Raw genomic sequence first — 16,981 nt, 5'->3', positions numbered from 1 at the left:
GCAATCTGTTCTTGCTTCATTTCGTTCATAATTATTAGCACCAATTTGATCATCTGATTGATTTTTTAAAAGTTTATTTAAAAATAATTCAATAAGCAATCTTATGCCTTCATTTTTAGTCTCTTTTGAAAGAAATTTTTTGATTATTTCAGAATCTATTGTAAAATTTAATGGAGTCATATATTTCTCATCCTATCTAGTTTTTATTTTCAAACTAATTATATTTGATAAGGAGGGGTATATGGATCATTTTTTATTATTTTTTTAAATTTACACACAATCTTAGACTTAACCTATATATTTCACGGAATACCAAACTAAAAGAAATTTATAAAAGTGACGCCCAATTTACTAATAAACAAATTGATGAAATTATAAATAACTCTCCACAAAATCATAAAGAAGCTGGCTTTGATAAAGGGTGGTCTTCTAGATTTGAAACATGGTATATGCTTCCAAAAGAATTAGGATTTATCTATTATGAAATGAATAAACCCATTGTGATTTCAAATGCAGGAAAAAAACTAATTAAATCATTAAATTCTGATAATTATCTACTTGAAGAACAAATTTTTACAAATGCTTTTGTTAAATATCATCGCATAAATTCATATTCAAAGGTTTTGAACAACAACAAACCATTGATACTTTTATTGTCAACTCTAAGATTTTTATCAACTAAATACTACAGAGGATTTAAAGGTATTACTAAACAAGAACTATCTTTTATTTTATGTTGAAGAGATAATGACTTCGTATCACTAGGCACAAAAAATTTTAGAGATTAGAAAAAAGCATGGATTTTCATTAAGTGACGATTTCTATTATGAACAATGCTTAGAATTGCTTGGTATAAACCTTAAAAGTTCAAATCGATTTAAAAAGGATAACATTTTAAAAGAAATGACAGATGAGTTTATACGTAAAATGAGATTAACTAGTTTAATTACTCTTAGAGGAGCAGGAAGATTTATTGATATTAACACTCTTAGAAATGATGATGTTAATTATGTTATTAGTACTTATTCAAACATTATGACATTCAAAAATAATGATGAATATTTTTCTTTTATGAGTTCAATAGACAATAGATTTATGTCTGATAAACTACTTACTACAACTTTATGAGAACATGCAAAAGTACAAAAGTTTATGAATTGAATAAATTACTTTTCATTTAATGAACTACTATCAGAATTAATGATTTTAGCAAATACACGTGCTAGTTCAAAACATGATGTATTAAAATACATTAAAGAATCAGTAAGACTTGAATTTATTATCTCTTTAATTTTACAAAAAAATATACCGATATAACAGTGATTCCAAACTATATTTCTGATGATGAAGGAATTCCAGTTGTTCATGCACCAGGTGGTAAGGCTGATATTATTTGTGAAGGAACAACTTATTCAGTTTTATTTGAAGTCACTTTGCTTACAGGAGTTCAACAACATATACGCGAATCTTTTTCAATAACTAGACATTTGAAAGAATATTGTTTAATAAAAAACAATGTTTTCTCTATACTAGTGACTCCAACTATTCATGAAGATACTAGAGAACATGCTACGTATATCAAGTTTAAAGAAAAATTAGATATTGTCACATTGTCTTTTTTAGATTTCACACATACTATTAATTTTGCTATATCGCTTGAAGATTTTAAAAATTAATCTATTTTAGCAATTTAACCAAATAATGTTTCACTATTCATTATCATTTTCAGCTTTTTTTGCTTTATCATGATTTTTAAAATCCATAATAATAAAGAAAATAAAACCACCAATAATAGCAATTAAACTAACAACCATTAAAATAATAGCACCAATATCCATATTACTAACCTCTTTCACTTTTAGTTTTACGAGTAACTATTTTATTAAATGTTTCATGGATAGTTTTATGATATGTTAAAGAAAATGTTAAAATTAAAATTAAACCAATACCTAATGTGGTACCAATTACACCGTAGACAAATGGGCTATCAATAGCATTAATAATAAAATCATAAATTCCCGTACCAATATTAACTACTATTAAAAGCGGAGCAATAATTAAAATCACTATCTTATACCCTTTATTTCATTTAATTCAGGAATTTTTATTATTTTCTTGTTTTAAATTATCATATAAATTTCAACCCCAAGGACTAATACCAACTAATAAGATAAAACCAAGAATTAATAACCAAATTTGAGCAACTCACATCCCTAAACCATCAAAGAGAAATGATGATTTATTAAAAGTAAACAAGACTGATACTAACATTGCTCCTAGTAAAGATATTGCTAAACTCTTTTTGCGTTGTCAATGAATTTCATATTCTAAACCATTAACCATTGATTCTACTTGACCAATGAGCGATGACATGCCAGCAAAAAAGAGGGTAACAAAAAAGAAAATGGCTAAAACATTACCTAACACTTGAACGTGACTATTAATAATACCAAATAGTTGTGGTATTACTTGAAAAATTAATGCTGGTCCAGCTTGAAAAATATTATCAATATTAGTTTCACCTTTATTATGAGCAATAGCACCCATGGCATTAAAAACAATCATTGCAGTTAAAATTCCAATCACAGTTGTTCCAAATGCCACAACAAAAGCCTGATTAGTACTATCTTGTTTTTGAGGTGCATGAGCCGCGTAAATATAAATAGTTCCAGTACAAGTTGATAACATAAAGAATGCTTGACCAAATGCATCTTTCCAGACACTAGGAGTTAACAAATCTTTACCATTCAAATTAAACATGACATTTAAACCTAACTTAGCACCCGATAAGGTGCTAGTATAAATAGCTAATACAATAATCATGACAAAGAGAAAAGGAATAAAAACTTTATTTGCCTTCTCAATTCCTTTTTCAACACCACCTAATAAAATAATTCCTAAAATAATTCATACCCCTAATGTCGCTAATAATACCATTCAGTTTAACGAACCAAGACTACTAAAACTAGAAGGAGCACTACTAGTAACTTGTAAAATATCATGATAAAAATATGAACCATTATTCAAGTTATTGGTAAAACTAATAATGATATTGATTAAAGTTCAACTAACTAAAACACTATAATAAGTACTTAGTAAAATTACGGTTGCTGAATGTAATCAAGCAAAAAAAGCACCTTTTTTACCACCGATTTCGCTAAAGAATTCAATATGATTTTTGCGATATTTATTACCAATTGTCATTTCAATAAATAAAACGGGAATGGCACAAATAACCATACAAATTAAAAAGGGAATAAGAAAAGCACCATGATGGTTGTACATTTGGGTTGGAAAGCCTCAAATCCCACCTAATCCAACAGCAGAACCCATTACAGATAATAAGAATCCTAATTTAGAAATATTTAAACGTTGCTTTTTCATACAGTCACACCTTACTTATATTTACTAATTATAACGAAAATAATTTTTAAATACTTGATTTATCTTTATTAATAAACAATAATTTTACTTATAGTAAAAATTTTATTCTAACAGTACTGTCTTTTAAATTCTTTTCTTGCTTCTCATAAATATTTAGGGTTAAATTTAGATAATCTCATTTTTTTCTCCTTTCTAAAAAATAAAAATTCACTTATTAATAAGTGAATTGAAAAGACATTCTATTATGAAAAGACTGTAAATAAGTATTTCTTTAAATCTATTACTTATTTATGAATGAAATTGGGAGGGTCTATAGGTTTAAGGGAATAAAAACAGATAGGTATTGGTATATCCCTATCCGTAAACTATTTTATTCAATCTTTTGATTATGTCCAACCTAAAGTTAAAATAATACCTTAGGAGGTATCATATGAGAAAGTTAGTACTCATAAAGAATACTCTTTTTATTATCGATAAATGTATATTTTGTCAGAAAAATATTGTAATATCTAATGGTGCCCGGAGCGGGACTCGAACCCGCATGATTTCTCGGTAGATTTTGAGTCTACTGCGTCTGCCATTTCGCCATCTGGGCAAAGTTATTTAATAACTTATAAAAAATGAGGAATAGTTCCTCGTCATTAATTAATATATAAATGGTGCCCAGAGCGAGACTCGAACTCGCACAACCGTTAAAAGTTATCAGATCTTAAGCCTGACGTGTCTGCCATTTCACCACCTGGGCTTTTATTTTTATGGTGTCCCCGGCAAGACTTGAACTTGCGACACCTCGGTTAAAAGCCGAGTGCTCTACCACTGAGCTACGAGGACAAATATTTAGTTATAATGGCTGAGGCGGATGGATTTGAACCAACGATGACGGCGTCAAAGGCCGTTGCCTTACCGCTTGGCTACGCCCCAAGGTAAATATGGTGAAGGGGGAGGGAGTCGAACCCCCGAACTCGAAGAGATCTGGTTTACAGCCAGGTGCAGTTGGCCACTTTGCTACCCCTCCATATATTAATGGGTTTTATATAATGGTGCTGATGACAGGAATCGAACCTGCAACCTACGGTTTACAAAACCGTTGCTCTGCCGGATTGAGCCACATCAGCAGGTAAATGGTGGAGTATGAGGGACTTGAACCCCCGACCTATTGCTTGTAAGGCAATTGCTCTCCCAACTGAGCTAATACTCCATTTAATTTAATGTTATTTAGAATATTCTATTCTTAAAAACCTTAATTATTATAATAGATATTTTTCAGATTTACAATTAAATTTGCAACATATTCTAAAATAATTTAATATTTTTTTAAAATAAAGAAAAAAATTAGAAAAAACATAGTTTTAGAGTTAATTTTAATGGTAACAGTTCACTATTAAACTAGGAATTGATAAGTAAAATGATTTATTTCTTACAAAAGATAGCAACAGTTATGAATACTTGACATGCTTCATAATTTTAACATTAAAAATATTTTGCTATTAATATCTTTTTTTCAACTCCTAACTAATATTTTTTTTCAAAAACATTACATAAGATGAAAAAAATAAGATAACTGAAATCACAATATAAACATAAATAGTTACTGAAATATTTTGAAAATATTCAATTTCATTAGTATTTATTTTATTATTAAATGAATTTAGTTTAAAATCATGATAACTAAACAAATTATTTTTTTGATTATCAAAGTCAATATTAGATAATGAATAAATATCAAATCAAAAATCCCCATAATAACCCATAAAATAAGTTCATAATTGATTTCAGTGTTCAATTATATTAATTTTATTTAACATTTGATAAGTATTAACAGTATCAAGGTATTGGTTATAATTTTTATTAAAAGAAAGATCATAATTAGTAATATTATTGTAAATTAGAACTTGATTGCAAATATAATCTTCAACTGTTCTAATTACATAATAGACAGGATTATAAAACATTTTATTAAATTCATCGCGAAAATCAAATTTATATTGATAGTTTGAAAAAAATATATCTTTAATTTTACTGCTATCAAGAAGTTGTTGACTACCTTGTTGGTCTTTTATTTTAATAAAAGTATTGTTAATGTCCTCATCATAAGTTAATAATGTTGGTGCTTTACTTTTTTGCACTATCATAAATTCATCAATGCCCTTACATTCATCATTATAATCATTTATTATTTTTAATAAATCTTGAAAAATTTTATTACTATTTAAATTGGACTTTAAAAAATTTAAATCTTTAAAATAACTATTAAAAGTAATTTGTATTATGATAGTTTTTCCTTCATATTCTACTGGTTTTCATCCTCTAGTTTTACCTTCAAATGTTTTAACGACAGGGGTTTTTTCAATAAGTCCTAAACCTTTAAAAAAGGCAATTCTTTTTGCAATAACTGCTGTTGAGTTAATATCATTTAATTCAAAAGAATCTAATTTAGAATAAAAATTAAAAATAGAACTAGTTAAATAAGGATATTTAATTAAATTTTTTTGCAAATTTTCTCTAAATAAAATTGAATTTTTAATTTGTCTGACACTATATGATTCATTATTTTTAAAACTAAGAATAATATTATCAGTTTTTACCTTAGTTAGTGAATAGGGTAAACCACCCAATAAAAATAAACTACAAAAAATAATGAAAATTAAAAAAACATTTTGTGATCGTATAAAAGCTAATAATGTAACAACACCAACAGTTACTAAAATGCTAAATAAAAAAGAAAAAAGTAATAATTTCAAAACAGTACTAACATAAAAATTTAAATAATGAATATTATTAAAGGTAAAACTACTAATACCTCCTAATGTTAATAACATTAGGACATTAAGTAAAATAAAAAGAAAATTCATAAAAAAGAGAGAAATATATTGCGTTAAAATAATGGCTTTTCGTGAATATGGTTTGGTAAGTAAAAGCAAAAAAGAACTATCTTCAATTTGAATACCAAATATCTTTATCGCATTCATTAAAACAAAAATAAATAAAATAATACTATAGAAAATCATAATATAATATTGAAAAATAACGATAAAACTTTCTAATGATAGTTTTAAAGAAAATAAAACTAACGGAATTAACAATGAAAACAATAATGAAAAGGAAAATAAAAATATTGTCACAAAAGAATGATTAATTTTAAATAAAATTAATTGAAAAAATTTAATTCAACTACACTTAACTTTATTATTCATTAGTTTCACCTTTGTATTCCATGAATTTTTAATTTTTGATTGCTAAATATTCATTAACTTATGCCAACCTTCCTAAGTTAAAAATGATTTTAAATGTGCCAAATCAAAGTCTTTTTTATAAAGAGTTTGGATGTAAATTTTATTTTTAAACAATATAAAATTAAGATTATTAATACTTGCTTCACTTTCTAAAAGTACTAAGAGTTCCTTACTATTTTCATCAAATTTAAACTTATAATTATATTTTTTTAATATTTCTATAGTCAAAGCAATATTACTGGTTACTAGAATTCAAATTTTATCAATAAGAAAATTCGTTACTGAACCATCATAAAGCAATTTTCCTAATTGCATAATAGTACAACTATCAATAATATCTTTAATTTCATTAATCATATGAGTAGTTAAAAGGATAGTTTTTCCTTCTGATTTTAATGTTTCTAAAACATCATTAAAATATTTGCGTGACTCAGAATCTAAGTTAGCACCTGGTTCATCTAAAATTATTAAATCTGGATTATGGATTAATGCTTGAATTATCATAATCCGATTTTTCATTCCTGAAGAAAAAGAATTTAATTTTTTATTACGATGTTCTCATAATTTAAACATTGTTAAATATTTTTTTATATTTTGTTCTAAACTTTCATGTTTAATGTTGGTTGCTTGTCCTAATTTTTTTAAAAAAATATAAGCCGTTAAATCTTGGGGAAAATTTTCTAAATTTAAAGAAAAACCTAAACTGGATTTTGATTTTGCTGACCCTGCTTTATAATTATTAATTGTAATAATCCCATGATAGTTACTACTAGGTATGGCACCAATAATTGATTTTAATAAAACAGATTTACCACTTCCTGATTGCCCAACTAAAGCGTGAATTGTTCCTTTGTAAACTTTAAAGTTAATGTCAATAATATTAAAGTTTTTAAATTTAATATTATATTTTTGAACATTAATAACAATATTGTTATTATCCATATTTTCAACTCCTAACTAAAAGATTTGACATATTTTAATTTAAGAATTTTTTATATTTTTAAAAAAAACAACATACTAAGCATTTATATGCCAAAAAGTTTACATATAAATTTAACAAAATTCTAGTTTTGAAACAATATTGATGTGGAAAAAATAATGAGATTAGGCTACTGGATAGATTGTCAATACAATAAAACTTTAACCTCAAATTGGACCACTTGCACGTTTTATTACTCAACTGTTAAATGATAAATAATTTTTCCCATATTGTTTGCTACCGAAAATGAACGATAAACCATCAATTTCAATTCGTAAGTAGTTAAAATGAGATGCGGGATTTTTAATTAATTTAAGTGTACTTTCATCTACTTCTTGAATGTATTCTCTATTATCTAAATTTGGATTGTAATTATCGCCACTGTATACACCATTTAATCTTACTTTAAATGAAATACTCGATAAAATTGCACCTTCTGCAATTGCTTTTTGCTTTATTTTATCATCAAAATAATCATTAATATCAGACATTTTTTTATTTTTATTTTTATATGTGTTAAAATCATCATTATTCATGTACATTATTAAATCTTTATTACTATTAATAATACTAAATGCATCTTTAATGCAACCATTTAAAGAAAAAATATTTGCTAAAGATGTAGATACAGAACTTATTCATTCAGATTTTGTTTGATTTGTGCGAGTATTAATAAAATTTAAAGTAATACGTTGTAAACTTAAACCAGAAATAGTTCAGTTATTTAAACTAATTTTTCCAAAAGCAGTAATATTTGGTTTAATAGTTGATGGAATTTTTTGTTTTTCTTTTGGAGATAAATTTGCAATTCAATCGTCTAAGTTTTTATCAAAGTTTTTAGATAGTTCATTTTCTAAATATGTTTGTAAATATGTTTGTGAAGCAGTTTCTGATTTATTAAATGCTTCATAAAATTGATTTGAAGAATTATATACATGAGAATTAATTGAACTTATTAATTTAGTAACATTATCAAAATTAGTTTTTTCAATCTTTAATTCTGAGTTATTTACTAGAACTAAAATCTCGGATTTTGCTTTTGCCAGTCTTACATCATCGCTAATATCTTGGTTTGTAGTTAAATTAATGTTAATTAATTGTTTACTTAATGTTTCTTTAACTTTTGATGAAGCTGCTTTAACGACAGAACTAATATTTGCACCTGTGTTTGCAAAATATGAAATATAGTTTTGACTTAAATCTCTTGTTTGTTCTTGATTTTTATCATCTTTATATGATAATTCTAGTTTTAAATCCATAGTAATTTTATATCAATATTCTATTGCAAGTCTTTTAATGATATCCGCATTATAATTATCAATACCAAAGGTTACATGTTCTTCTGGTAATCATTTAAAAGGTGTTCTTAAAAGTTTTGTATTATTACTAGCAATCTTTAAAATATTTTGTTTTGATATTCCATTAAATAACATTCTTAAATTTTGATCTTCTAATAATTTAGGCACTATTAGATCAGTAATATTCTCTTGCATTCTTTTGATAAATTCTCTAATAAAATCAGGATCTGTAATTGTTGTTTCTTTAGTAGCAGACATCTTACTTAAAACATTTTTAAAAGCTGCGCCGATATTTCCAAATTCGTTTTCAAAAAATAAATTTTTTTCCTCATTTATTAAATTTCCAAATTCATCATTAATTTTATTTTGTGCTTTGTTTAATAAATCTTTTATATCAATACCATCATCTGTTGGATTTACCGGAACACTTGCGCCCCCACAAGCAACAACACTAGTTACTGGAACAGTTGTTAATGTTAACACACTTAATATTTTTAATAATCTTTTCATCTTAAAAACCCCCTATTTTCGTCGTATTCCCTACTTTCTTAAGTTTAACTGAAAGTAAGTAAAAAACAAAAAATATACTATAGTACACCCTATAAGAGTAAGATTTTTTGACTTATATTACCCTTAATGATGTTATAATTAAATAGCATTAAAAATAAATTAGGTGATAAAAAATGAAAACTAAAACATGATGAAATAAACTACCAGTTGATGAAAAAATAATTATTATTTTATTTGGTGCTGGATTTACCTTTTTAATTTTAGGTTTAATTATGCTACTAAGTATTAGAATTAATCTTATTGAAAATGGTTTTAATTTCATTTATTTAAATGGTGTTATTAATACCCTTATTTATAATCCTGTTGGAGGATTAACAACTAATATCTTTTTTTTAAAAGTTGGAACTATATTTACAGTTTTCCTAATGCCAATTTGCACTTCTTGTAGTATAATTTGATTTATGATTAAAAGATTAATTTTAAAAAAATAAATTTTAATATCTAACATTAAACTAAACAATTGAGGTGCATATAATAATGAGTAATATAGAAAAAAATTTTGCTGACATCATTAATAAAACACTTGATAAAACAAAAAAACTAAAATTAAACGATTTACAAGGTCATAATATTATTTTTGTTGTTGATATGGTTAATGGTTTTGCTAAAACAGGAGCCTTGTCTTCACCTAATATTAATAACATTATTAAACCTATTAAACAACTATTAGCAAAAGCACAAGTTAACAAAACTAAAATTATTGCTTTTAATGATGCACATAATGAACACAGCCCTGAGTTTAGCACTTTTCCGAGCCATTGTTTAGAAAACACACAAGAAGCACAATTAGTAGACGAGTTACAATTTCCTGACATTAAAATCATTAAAAAGAATAGTACTAACGGTTTCTTTGCTTTTGATTTTAAACCTAACTTACAATGAGATAATATTATTATTGTTGGTTGTTGCACTGATATTTGTGTTTATCAACTAGCTGTTAGTTGTAAAACATGATTCAATCAACACAATAAAGCAGTTAATATTATTGTTCCTATGACTATGTCACATACTTTTGAACATGACGAACACCCAGCACATACCTTAAATCAATACTCATGATATTCAATGATTAAAAATGGAATTAATGTTGTAAAAGATATTATTTAAATCAAAAGTTTTAGAACTTTAGCAACAATTGTACAACCAACTCATTGTTGATAGACAATAAAGAAAAATTCTTATATAATTTAGCATAAAATGAATATCAGTTTTAAACCAATTGTTTGCTTTCCAAACATATGGTTTTTTTATTTAAAGATAAAGAAAGAGATAAACAAAATGAAAACTCAATATAAATTTATTATAGGTTCAGGAGTTTTTGGTGAAGTTATTGGAAATATTGCTGTATGATATTCTATTCCTACAATGTTCTCTGAATGATTAAATATTATGGAATATGATTTTATCGATAATTATATAAATAATGATCTTAATCCATATAGTTCTACATTCAAGGGTGTTGCAATATGAGGTTTGTTAGGAGCTTGTGGAACAATTCTTCTTTCAAGTGCTACATTAGCAACAGTAGCATTTTTTAAAAATAAAATTTGTACTACTGAATCGGTAGTAAGCGATGAAGATCCTTTATTACCTCCAGTGCCAGTAGAAATTGTAATAGAACAATCTAATTCATTAAATAATTCTGCCAACAATGAACAAGGTAATAATGAAAATATAAGTTTTGTAGTTGCATAATATTATTAAAATTACAAACTTGTAATTTATTGATTACTAAATTTAAGGAGTTTTAAAAAATGAAAAAAATATTATTAACAATGGCAATAAACAACAGTTTATTACTAAATAGTAGTTTTCTTTGTTATGATTTTAATGCAAATTCAACAAATATAATAAAAGAAAGTAAAGAAATCAACTTTTTAGCAACAGCTGATATTCATGCTGGTTATGAAGATTCTTATAGTTCTCAAACAATTAGTGCTATTGCTAAAAAATTATCAAAAAATAATAATCGTGGTGTTGTGATTTCAGGTGATTTAGTAGGAGGAATTGAATATACGGGTAATTTATTTTCTTATAAAACAATGATGTCATCTATTTCCACTCATACTTTAGCGGGTTTTGGAAATCATGATTCTGGACCTAATTCTAAATTTAATCAAACATGGCTTAATCAAAATATTGTTAAGCGCAATGCTATGACAGCAGCCCCCATACTTTATTATGCTTCGAAAGATGAAGTACCTGTATATTCTTGAAATTGATCAGGAATTCATTTTGTTCAATGTAGTTTAGCACCAATTAATAAAGATGTTACTGTTGAGCAAAATAATCCCCCAGGGCCAGCATTAACGGAGTTAAGAAAAGATTTAGAAACAAATGTTGGTGTAAATAATATGCCTGTTGTTTTATCTTTTCATTATGGTTATGATGAGTTTTCAATAGGTGAAAATTGATGAAATCAAGAACAAAGAAGTGAATTTGAAAATACAATTTTAGCAAAATATAATGTTATTTTGATGTCAACAGGTCATCTTCATTTTTATCCAAACGAGTTATATACAATTCCAGTCAATGTTGGGAAAAAGACAATTTATGATGTTTTAAGTGGTACTGCACTTTATGGTGGTTATTCTGAAATTTCTATAAATCCAGATAATAAAAAAATTACTATCAAACGCCATGATGTAAATAAAAACGATGATGTTGTTATGAATTTCAAGATTAATTACTAAATTTACATTTTTTCAAAATATGTGTTTGACATTGGCTAACTCTAAGTTGTATAAGAAAAAATTATTGCCTAAATCATGAAAAATGTAAATTATGATTTTGAATTTTTTGATTATTTTCTGTGTTAAATTTTTAATTATATATACAAAAAACCTTTAACAAAATAAAAACCACTATATTATTAGTGGTTTTTTACTTATGCTATTTACCTAGTAAACTGAACATTTTCTTTTTATATACTTCAACCCCTGGTTGGTCAAAAGGATCAACTCCTAATAACATAGCACTAACAGCACACGCTTTCATAAAAAAGAAACTGGCATATCCGAACATCTCAGCATCCATTTTTTCTCATTCTAATAAAATGTTTGGTGTTTTACCAAGATTTTGATCACTATGAGCTTCAATTGTTCCTTGCAAAGCAATATTATTAATTTCATGAAGGCTGTATTTAGTTAAATAATTTAATTGATCTTGGTTTGCTTTATCCATAGCAATTTTTAAATCTTGATTGGGTTTCTTAATTTTAATTACTGTTTCAAAAAATATTTTTGAGCCTTCTTGCATAAATTGTCCCATTGAATGTAAATCAGTAGAAAAAATAACACTAGCAGGGAATAAACCTTTACCTTCTTTACCTTCTGATTCACCAAATAATTGTTTTCACCATTCACAAAACATTTGCATTTGAGTTTCATAACTAACAAGAATTTCAACAGCTTTATTAGTTTTGTAAAGATGGTAACGTACTGCAGCATATAAGTAAGCATCATTAATATCAATTTTATCATTTTTGCATTCTTGGTTAGCTAATTTAGCACCATTAATAATTGCTTGACAGTCAATGCCTGCTACCATCATCGGAAACATGCCCACAGGTGTTAACACAGAATAGCGACCACCAATATTATCAGGAATAATAAACGTTTGGTAACCTTCTTCTTGGGATAAATCATGTAATACACCTCGGGATTTATCAGTAGTTGTGATAATTCTGCTGGCAATTTCTGTTTTATTTTTCTTTTGCTTAATTAATAATTCCTTTAATAAACGAAAAGCAATCGCTGGCTCAGTTGTTGTTCCTGATTTAGAAATAACATTAATAGCAAAATCTTTATCTTTTAAATATTCAATAACTTGTTGCACATAAGTTGAACTCATAGTATTACCTAAGTAAATGACTTTTACACCTTTTACTTTATCAATTTTAGGAAATAATCCTTGAATCATATCAAGTCCAGCCCGTGTTCCTAAATATGAACCACCAATTCCAATTACAACAAGTACTTGAACTTCTTCTTGTAATTTTGTTGCTAATGCTTTCATTCGTTTTCATGATTCTTTAAATACTAAATCAGCATCATATTGAAAAGGCATATTGATTCATCCTAATCAACCATCTTCATTTTTAGCATTTGCTTCTAAGTTATTATGAATTGTTGATATTTGTTTTTGATAATTTTTTATCAAATCAGCAAGATTTAAATTAGTATAATCTAAAATAGTTTTTATCATTATCTTGATTTCTCCTTATTTATGTTTTTAAAAATTTAATAAAAATATTATTATTCACTCCTCCTTTGATAATAATTAATTTAGTAAACACTTTTTTAATTACTATCAATATAATATCCTTACACTAAAAATATAATCCTAAAAACGATAGATTGCAATAAATTAACTAATTTTAACTATAAAAAGCAAAAACAGCAACTATTTTAGTTGCTGTCATCTTTTCTGAATCAGTTGTCGACATTGTCTCTTACTGGTGCAAAACCTGAACCATTTTCATCAATTGCTGATGTTGATTTTTTTTCTACCAAATTTTGGTTTTTAGTACTTAAACTAATTTGTTTTTTGTTGTGATCAATTTCAGTAATTTCAGCTTGTACTGGTGTGTTAAGAGTGAAATAATCAGTAACATTTTTAACAAATTTAGGTGTAATACGACTAATGTGAATTAATCCTGAATATCCACTTGGACATTTACAGAATACACCAAATGGCTTAAATCCACTTGGAGTTACAGTAATAACATCTCCAACCTTTAATTCTTCAAGGTTTGTTTCAGCGTCATTTTTAATAATTGTACTCATAATAAGTTAATTCCTCTTTCTCTGTATAAATTAATAATACCTGAAGATATTATATCATTATATTTTATCTTAAAGTTAAAAATAAATATTTTAGAGTAAATAAATTTAATTGTTTCTAACTTAGTTTATTATTAACAGTTAAAATTATCCCGAATCATTGATTTTACTTGTTTTTAACGTAACACAAGAAACTTTAAAATATTTTTTTAATTAGTAAAAATAAAATCTAAGGGAATATCTCAACTATCATGTTCAATGGCAAAAGGAATCTTTTGCATAGCAAATGCCATACCTATTTTTTGACATTTAATATTTTTTTTAGTTAAAAAACTATCATAATATCCTTTACCATGACCAATACGATAGTAGTTAACATCAAAAGCAATCATTGGAATTATCATACAATCAATATTAATCGGTTTAACTTTAAAACAAGTTGCTAATGGTTGGGCAATATTAAAATTATTATCAATAGTGATTTCATCTCAATTATTTATCAAATAAAATTCTAATTCATCACCATTCATTCTTGGTAAGCAAACTTGTTTAGCATGACTTCATAGTAACTCAATCAATTCTTTGGTCGCCATTTCATAAGGTAAAGCATTATAAAGAGCAAACATATGATTTTGTTTAAAGTAATGTGACTGTTCAAAATTTTTACAAATAATTTTACTTCAATTTTGAATGTTATTTTTACTATTATTCTGTAATAATTGATAATAAAGTTTTCTTAAAGCTGATTTGCTTGTAACTTCAGGGATATTTATTTTCATTCTTAACAACTCCTTATTACTTTAATAATTTACTAATACCTTCAACTCCTAATAACGCACATTTAATACGATTACGTTGTCTTGGAACATTAGTGAAAGCAACTAAATTCTTAATAAAATTAACATTAAATGGTTGTGAATTTAACATTGCTTGATAATTACTAATAATATTTTTAATATCACTAATGGGTTTGTTTTCAATTAAATTGCAAAAAATATCAACTGCTGCTGTCGAAATTGCACAACCAACACCATCAAAACGAGCAGTAACTACTGTTTTATTTTCAATCAAAACTTGCACATGAAAATCGTCAACACAAGACTTGCTAGCTTGATGATAGGTTAAACAATTACCATTATCAATTAAACCTTTATTTGTCGGTTTACTATAATGATTTACTATTAATTTACGAAAATAATCTTGATTATCATTAAAAGAATTCATTTAAAAAATCACCACCTTCATTAATGCCTTTTTTTAAAGCTAGTACTAAAGCATCAACATCTGCTCTAGTGTTGTAAATATAAAAACTAGCACGAACTGTTGCTTCTGCATTAACTGTCTCTGGTAATAACTTAGCACAAAAAGTACCACTTCGCACACAAATATTTTGTGTTCCCAAATAATTAGAAACATCCTGAGCAAATACCTTTTTAATATTAAAAATCAAATTCCCACTTTTAATATCGCCATTATAAATTTCAATCTTATTACCAATATGTTTTCTTAATTGTTGCACAGCATAGTTTTTTAAATTTATCTCATGATGATAAATATTCTTAATACCAATATTTAATATGTATGCAATAGCAACACGTAACCCAAACACACCAGCAAGATTTTGAGTACCACCTTCAAATCGATAAGGACTGTCTAATAAATTATAAGTACCATCTTTATAAATTCGACCATTCATACCACCACCCAATAATAATGGTTGGAACATATTTAATCATTGTTTTTTCCCTCATCAAACACCAATGCCAGTTGGTCCAAAAATTTTATGTCCAGAAAAAGCAAAAAAATCAATATTTCAATTTTTAACATCTGTTTCAATATGGCCAATAGCTTGGGCACCATCTACTACTACTACAATATTTTTAAATACTCATTTATCATCTTTAAGGTTAGTACTACCATAATCTTTAATAGATTTTGTTAATTGTTGAGTGTTATTAACTATTGCTAATGAATTATTAACATTAGCAAATGCGACAACTCTAGTCTTAGGTGTTAACATTTTTTTTAAATTTTCAATCGTAATAATGCCATCACTTCTCGTTTCAATAAACTTAATTTTGATATTTTTACTTTCCATTAATCGATAAAATGGTAATAACAACGAACTGTGTTCTAAACTAGAAAGTAAAACTTCATCTTCTGGTTGTAAATAAGGTGCTAAACCAAAAGCGATTTGATTATAAGCAAAAGTAGCAGAAGGACAAAATACTACTTCATCACTATCACTATTAATAAATTGGGCAATTACTTTCCTCGTATCTTCAAATATTTCATTACCTTCTTCTGCTAATGGGTAATCTTGGCTATGTGTATTAATGCAATATTTTTCATAATACTCTTGGATAGCATCTATCACAACTTGTGGTTTTAAAGATGTTGCTGCAGTATCTAAATAAGTTAAATTAGGTTTTTTTTTAAAAAAAGGGAAATCCAATTTAATATTATTAAAATCACTATTTTTATTTGACATTGTTTTTTCTCCTATAAAATTAACTACTATTAAATTATACACTTAATTAACTGCTAATTAAATGAAAAATAATCTTCAAGATATTATTTTAAAAAATGATAAGGGTGAATAAAGTTAATAGTTATAATTTAATTTTCTTTAAATAAAAGACAACATTAAACTATTTAATTGTTGCTATAATTATATCATATTATATTTAATAAACAAAGTATTTTAATGTTTTATTTTATTATTTTATAACA

At 26.0% G+C, this 16,981-nt stretch carries 18 protein-coding genes and 7 tRNA genes; 7 read left to right on the top strand and 18 right to left on the bottom strand.

Features of this window, described 5'->3' with window-relative positions:
- Positions 1–180: transposase (locus RDJ14_RS04365; RefSeq protein ID WP_308150153.1), on the bottom strand; the 180-nt coding region annotated here is incomplete at its 3' end.
- A 269-nt stretch (positions 181–449) separates the two neighbouring features.
- On the opposite strand from RDJ14_RS04365, the gene RDJ14_RS04360 reads away from it, so the two are divergent.
- The 3 genes from RDJ14_RS04360 to RDJ14_RS04350 all read left to right on the top strand — a co-directional run bounded on the left by RDJ14_RS04360 (position 450) and on the right by RDJ14_RS04350 (position 1,676).
- Positions 450–788: an AlwI family type II restriction endonuclease gene (locus RDJ14_RS04360; protein ID WP_308150152.1), complete on the top strand. Its 339-nt coding sequence runs from the start codon at positions 450–452 to the stop codon at positions 786–788.
- Between the two features lie 115 nt (positions 789–903).
- Positions 904–1,317 carry a hypothetical protein gene (locus tag RDJ14_RS04355; RefSeq protein ID WP_308150151.1) on the top strand — a complete coding sequence of 138 codons (414 nt, stop codon included), beginning with the start codon at positions 904–906 and terminating at the stop codon, positions 1,315–1,317.
- A gap of 2 nt (positions 1,318–1,319) precedes the next feature.
- Positions 1,320–1,676, top strand: a complete 357-nt coding sequence (locus RDJ14_RS04350) for an AlwI family type II restriction endonuclease (protein WP_308150150.1) — start codon at positions 1,320–1,322, stop codon at positions 1,674–1,676.
- A gap of 33 nt (positions 1,677–1,709) precedes the next feature.
- Here the strand turns inward: RDJ14_RS04350 and RDJ14_RS04345 are convergent, their stop codons facing one another.
- The 12 genes from RDJ14_RS04345 to RDJ14_RS04290 form a co-directional block, all read right to left on the bottom strand.
- A complete protein-coding gene (locus tag RDJ14_RS04345) occupies positions 1,710–1,838 on the bottom strand; it encodes a MetS family NSS transporter small subunit (protein ID WP_308150149.1) in 129 nt (42 codons plus the stop codon).
- A 4-nt stretch (positions 1,839–1,842) separates the two neighbouring features.
- Positions 1,843–3,384, bottom strand: coding sequence for a sodium-dependent transporter (locus RDJ14_RS04340; protein WP_308150148.1), 1,542 nt, complete (start codon positions 3,382–3,384; stop codon positions 1,843–1,845).
- A 513-nt stretch (positions 3,385–3,897) separates the two neighbouring features.
- Positions 3,898–3,979 (bottom strand) — tRNA-Leu (locus RDJ14_RS04335).
- A gap of 62 nt (positions 3,980–4,041) precedes the next feature.
- Positions 4,042–4,129, bottom strand: a tRNA-Leu gene (locus RDJ14_RS04330).
- Positions 4,130–4,140: 11 nt separating this feature from the next.
- Positions 4,141–4,215, bottom strand: a tRNA-Lys gene (locus RDJ14_RS04325).
- A gap of 16 nt (positions 4,216–4,231) precedes the next feature.
- Positions 4,232–4,305 (bottom strand) — tRNA-Gln (locus RDJ14_RS04320).
- A gap of 9 nt (positions 4,306–4,314) precedes the next feature.
- Positions 4,315–4,399 (bottom strand) — tRNA-Tyr (locus RDJ14_RS04315).
- A gap of 23 nt (positions 4,400–4,422) precedes the next feature.
- Positions 4,423–4,499 (bottom strand) — tRNA-Thr (locus tag RDJ14_RS04310).
- Positions 4,500–4,506: 7 nt separating this feature from the next.
- Positions 4,507–4,582 (bottom strand) — tRNA-Val (locus RDJ14_RS04305).
- 310 nt (positions 4,583–4,892) lie between these two features.
- Positions 4,893–6,578, bottom strand: coding sequence for a hypothetical protein (locus RDJ14_RS04300; protein ID WP_308150147.1), 1,686 nt, complete (start codon positions 6,576–6,578; stop codon positions 4,893–4,895).
- Positions 6,579–6,650: 72 nt separating this feature from the next.
- Positions 6,651–7,559: an ABC transporter ATP-binding protein gene (locus RDJ14_RS04295; RefSeq protein ID WP_308150146.1), complete on the bottom strand. Its 909-nt coding sequence runs from the start codon at positions 7,557–7,559 to the stop codon at positions 6,651–6,653.
- Positions 7,560–7,757: 198 nt separating this feature from the next.
- On the bottom strand, positions 7,758–9,404 hold the full coding sequence (locus tag RDJ14_RS04290; RefSeq protein ID WP_308150145.1) for a hypothetical protein: 1,647 nt from the start codon (positions 9,402–9,404) through the stop codon (positions 7,758–7,760).
- Between the two features lie 173 nt (positions 9,405–9,577).
- On the opposite strand from RDJ14_RS04290, the gene RDJ14_RS04285 reads away from it, so the two are divergent.
- From RDJ14_RS04285 to RDJ14_RS04270, 4 genes are all read left to right on the top strand, one after another.
- Complete coding sequence (locus RDJ14_RS04285) at positions 9,578–9,895, top strand: hypothetical protein (protein ID WP_308150144.1); 318 nt, start codon at positions 9,578–9,580, stop codon at positions 9,893–9,895.
- A 46-nt stretch (positions 9,896–9,941) separates the two neighbouring features.
- Positions 9,942–10,571 (top strand): isochorismatase family cysteine hydrolase, encoded by a 630-nt coding sequence (locus RDJ14_RS04280; protein WP_308150143.1) that lies wholly within the window; start codon positions 9,942–9,944, stop codon positions 10,569–10,571.
- A gap of 171 nt (positions 10,572–10,742) precedes the next feature.
- The gene (locus RDJ14_RS04275) at positions 10,743–11,159 is read left to right on the top strand and encodes a hypothetical protein (RefSeq protein ID WP_308150142.1); all 417 of its coding nucleotides are present in this window, start codon (positions 10,743–10,745) and stop codon (positions 11,157–11,159) included.
- Between the two features lie 59 nt (positions 11,160–11,218).
- A complete protein-coding gene (locus RDJ14_RS04270) occupies positions 11,219–12,157 on the top strand; it encodes a metallophosphoesterase (RefSeq protein WP_308150141.1) in 939 nt (312 codons plus the stop codon).
- A 199-nt stretch (positions 12,158–12,356) separates the two neighbouring features.
- On the opposite strand, the gene RDJ14_RS04265 is transcribed toward RDJ14_RS04270, so the two are convergent.
- The 5 genes from RDJ14_RS04265 to RDJ14_RS04245 all read right to left on the bottom strand — a co-directional run bounded on the left by RDJ14_RS04265 (position 12,357) and on the right by RDJ14_RS04245 (position 16,739).
- Positions 12,357–13,670, bottom strand: a complete 1,314-nt coding sequence (locus RDJ14_RS04265) for a glucose-6-phosphate isomerase (RefSeq protein WP_308150140.1) — start codon at positions 13,668–13,670, stop codon at positions 12,357–12,359.
- Between the two features lie 203 nt (positions 13,671–13,873).
- Positions 13,874–14,251: a S1 RNA-binding domain-containing protein gene (locus RDJ14_RS04260; RefSeq protein WP_308150139.1), complete on the bottom strand. Its 378-nt coding sequence runs from the start codon at positions 14,249–14,251 to the stop codon at positions 13,874–13,876.
- A gap of 206 nt (positions 14,252–14,457) precedes the next feature.
- A complete protein-coding gene (locus RDJ14_RS04255) occupies positions 14,458–15,027 on the bottom strand; it encodes a 5-formyltetrahydrofolate cyclo-ligase (RefSeq protein WP_308150138.1) in 570 nt (189 codons plus the stop codon).
- A gap of 16 nt (positions 15,028–15,043) precedes the next feature.
- Positions 15,044–15,472, bottom strand: a complete 429-nt coding sequence (locus RDJ14_RS04250; RefSeq protein WP_308150137.1) for an iron-sulfur cluster assembly scaffold protein — start codon at positions 15,470–15,472, stop codon at positions 15,044–15,046.
- Complete coding sequence (locus RDJ14_RS04245; protein ID WP_308150136.1) at positions 15,459–16,739, bottom strand: aminotransferase class V-fold PLP-dependent enzyme; 1,281 nt, start codon at positions 16,737–16,739, stop codon at positions 15,459–15,461. Before RDJ14_RS04245 ends, RDJ14_RS04250 begins: the two co-directional genes overlap by 14 nt.
- Positions 16,740–16,981: the final 242 nt, after the last annotated feature.

The sequence above is a fragment of the Spiroplasma sp. AdecLV25b genome (assembly GCF_030913225.1).
Classification (GTDB): Bacteria; Bacillota_I; Bacilli_A; order Mycoplasmatales; family VBWQ01; genus Spiroplasma_E.
The sequence above is the reverse complement of the archived record's forward strand: the minus strand, read 5'-3'. Positions and strand labels throughout refer to the sequence as shown.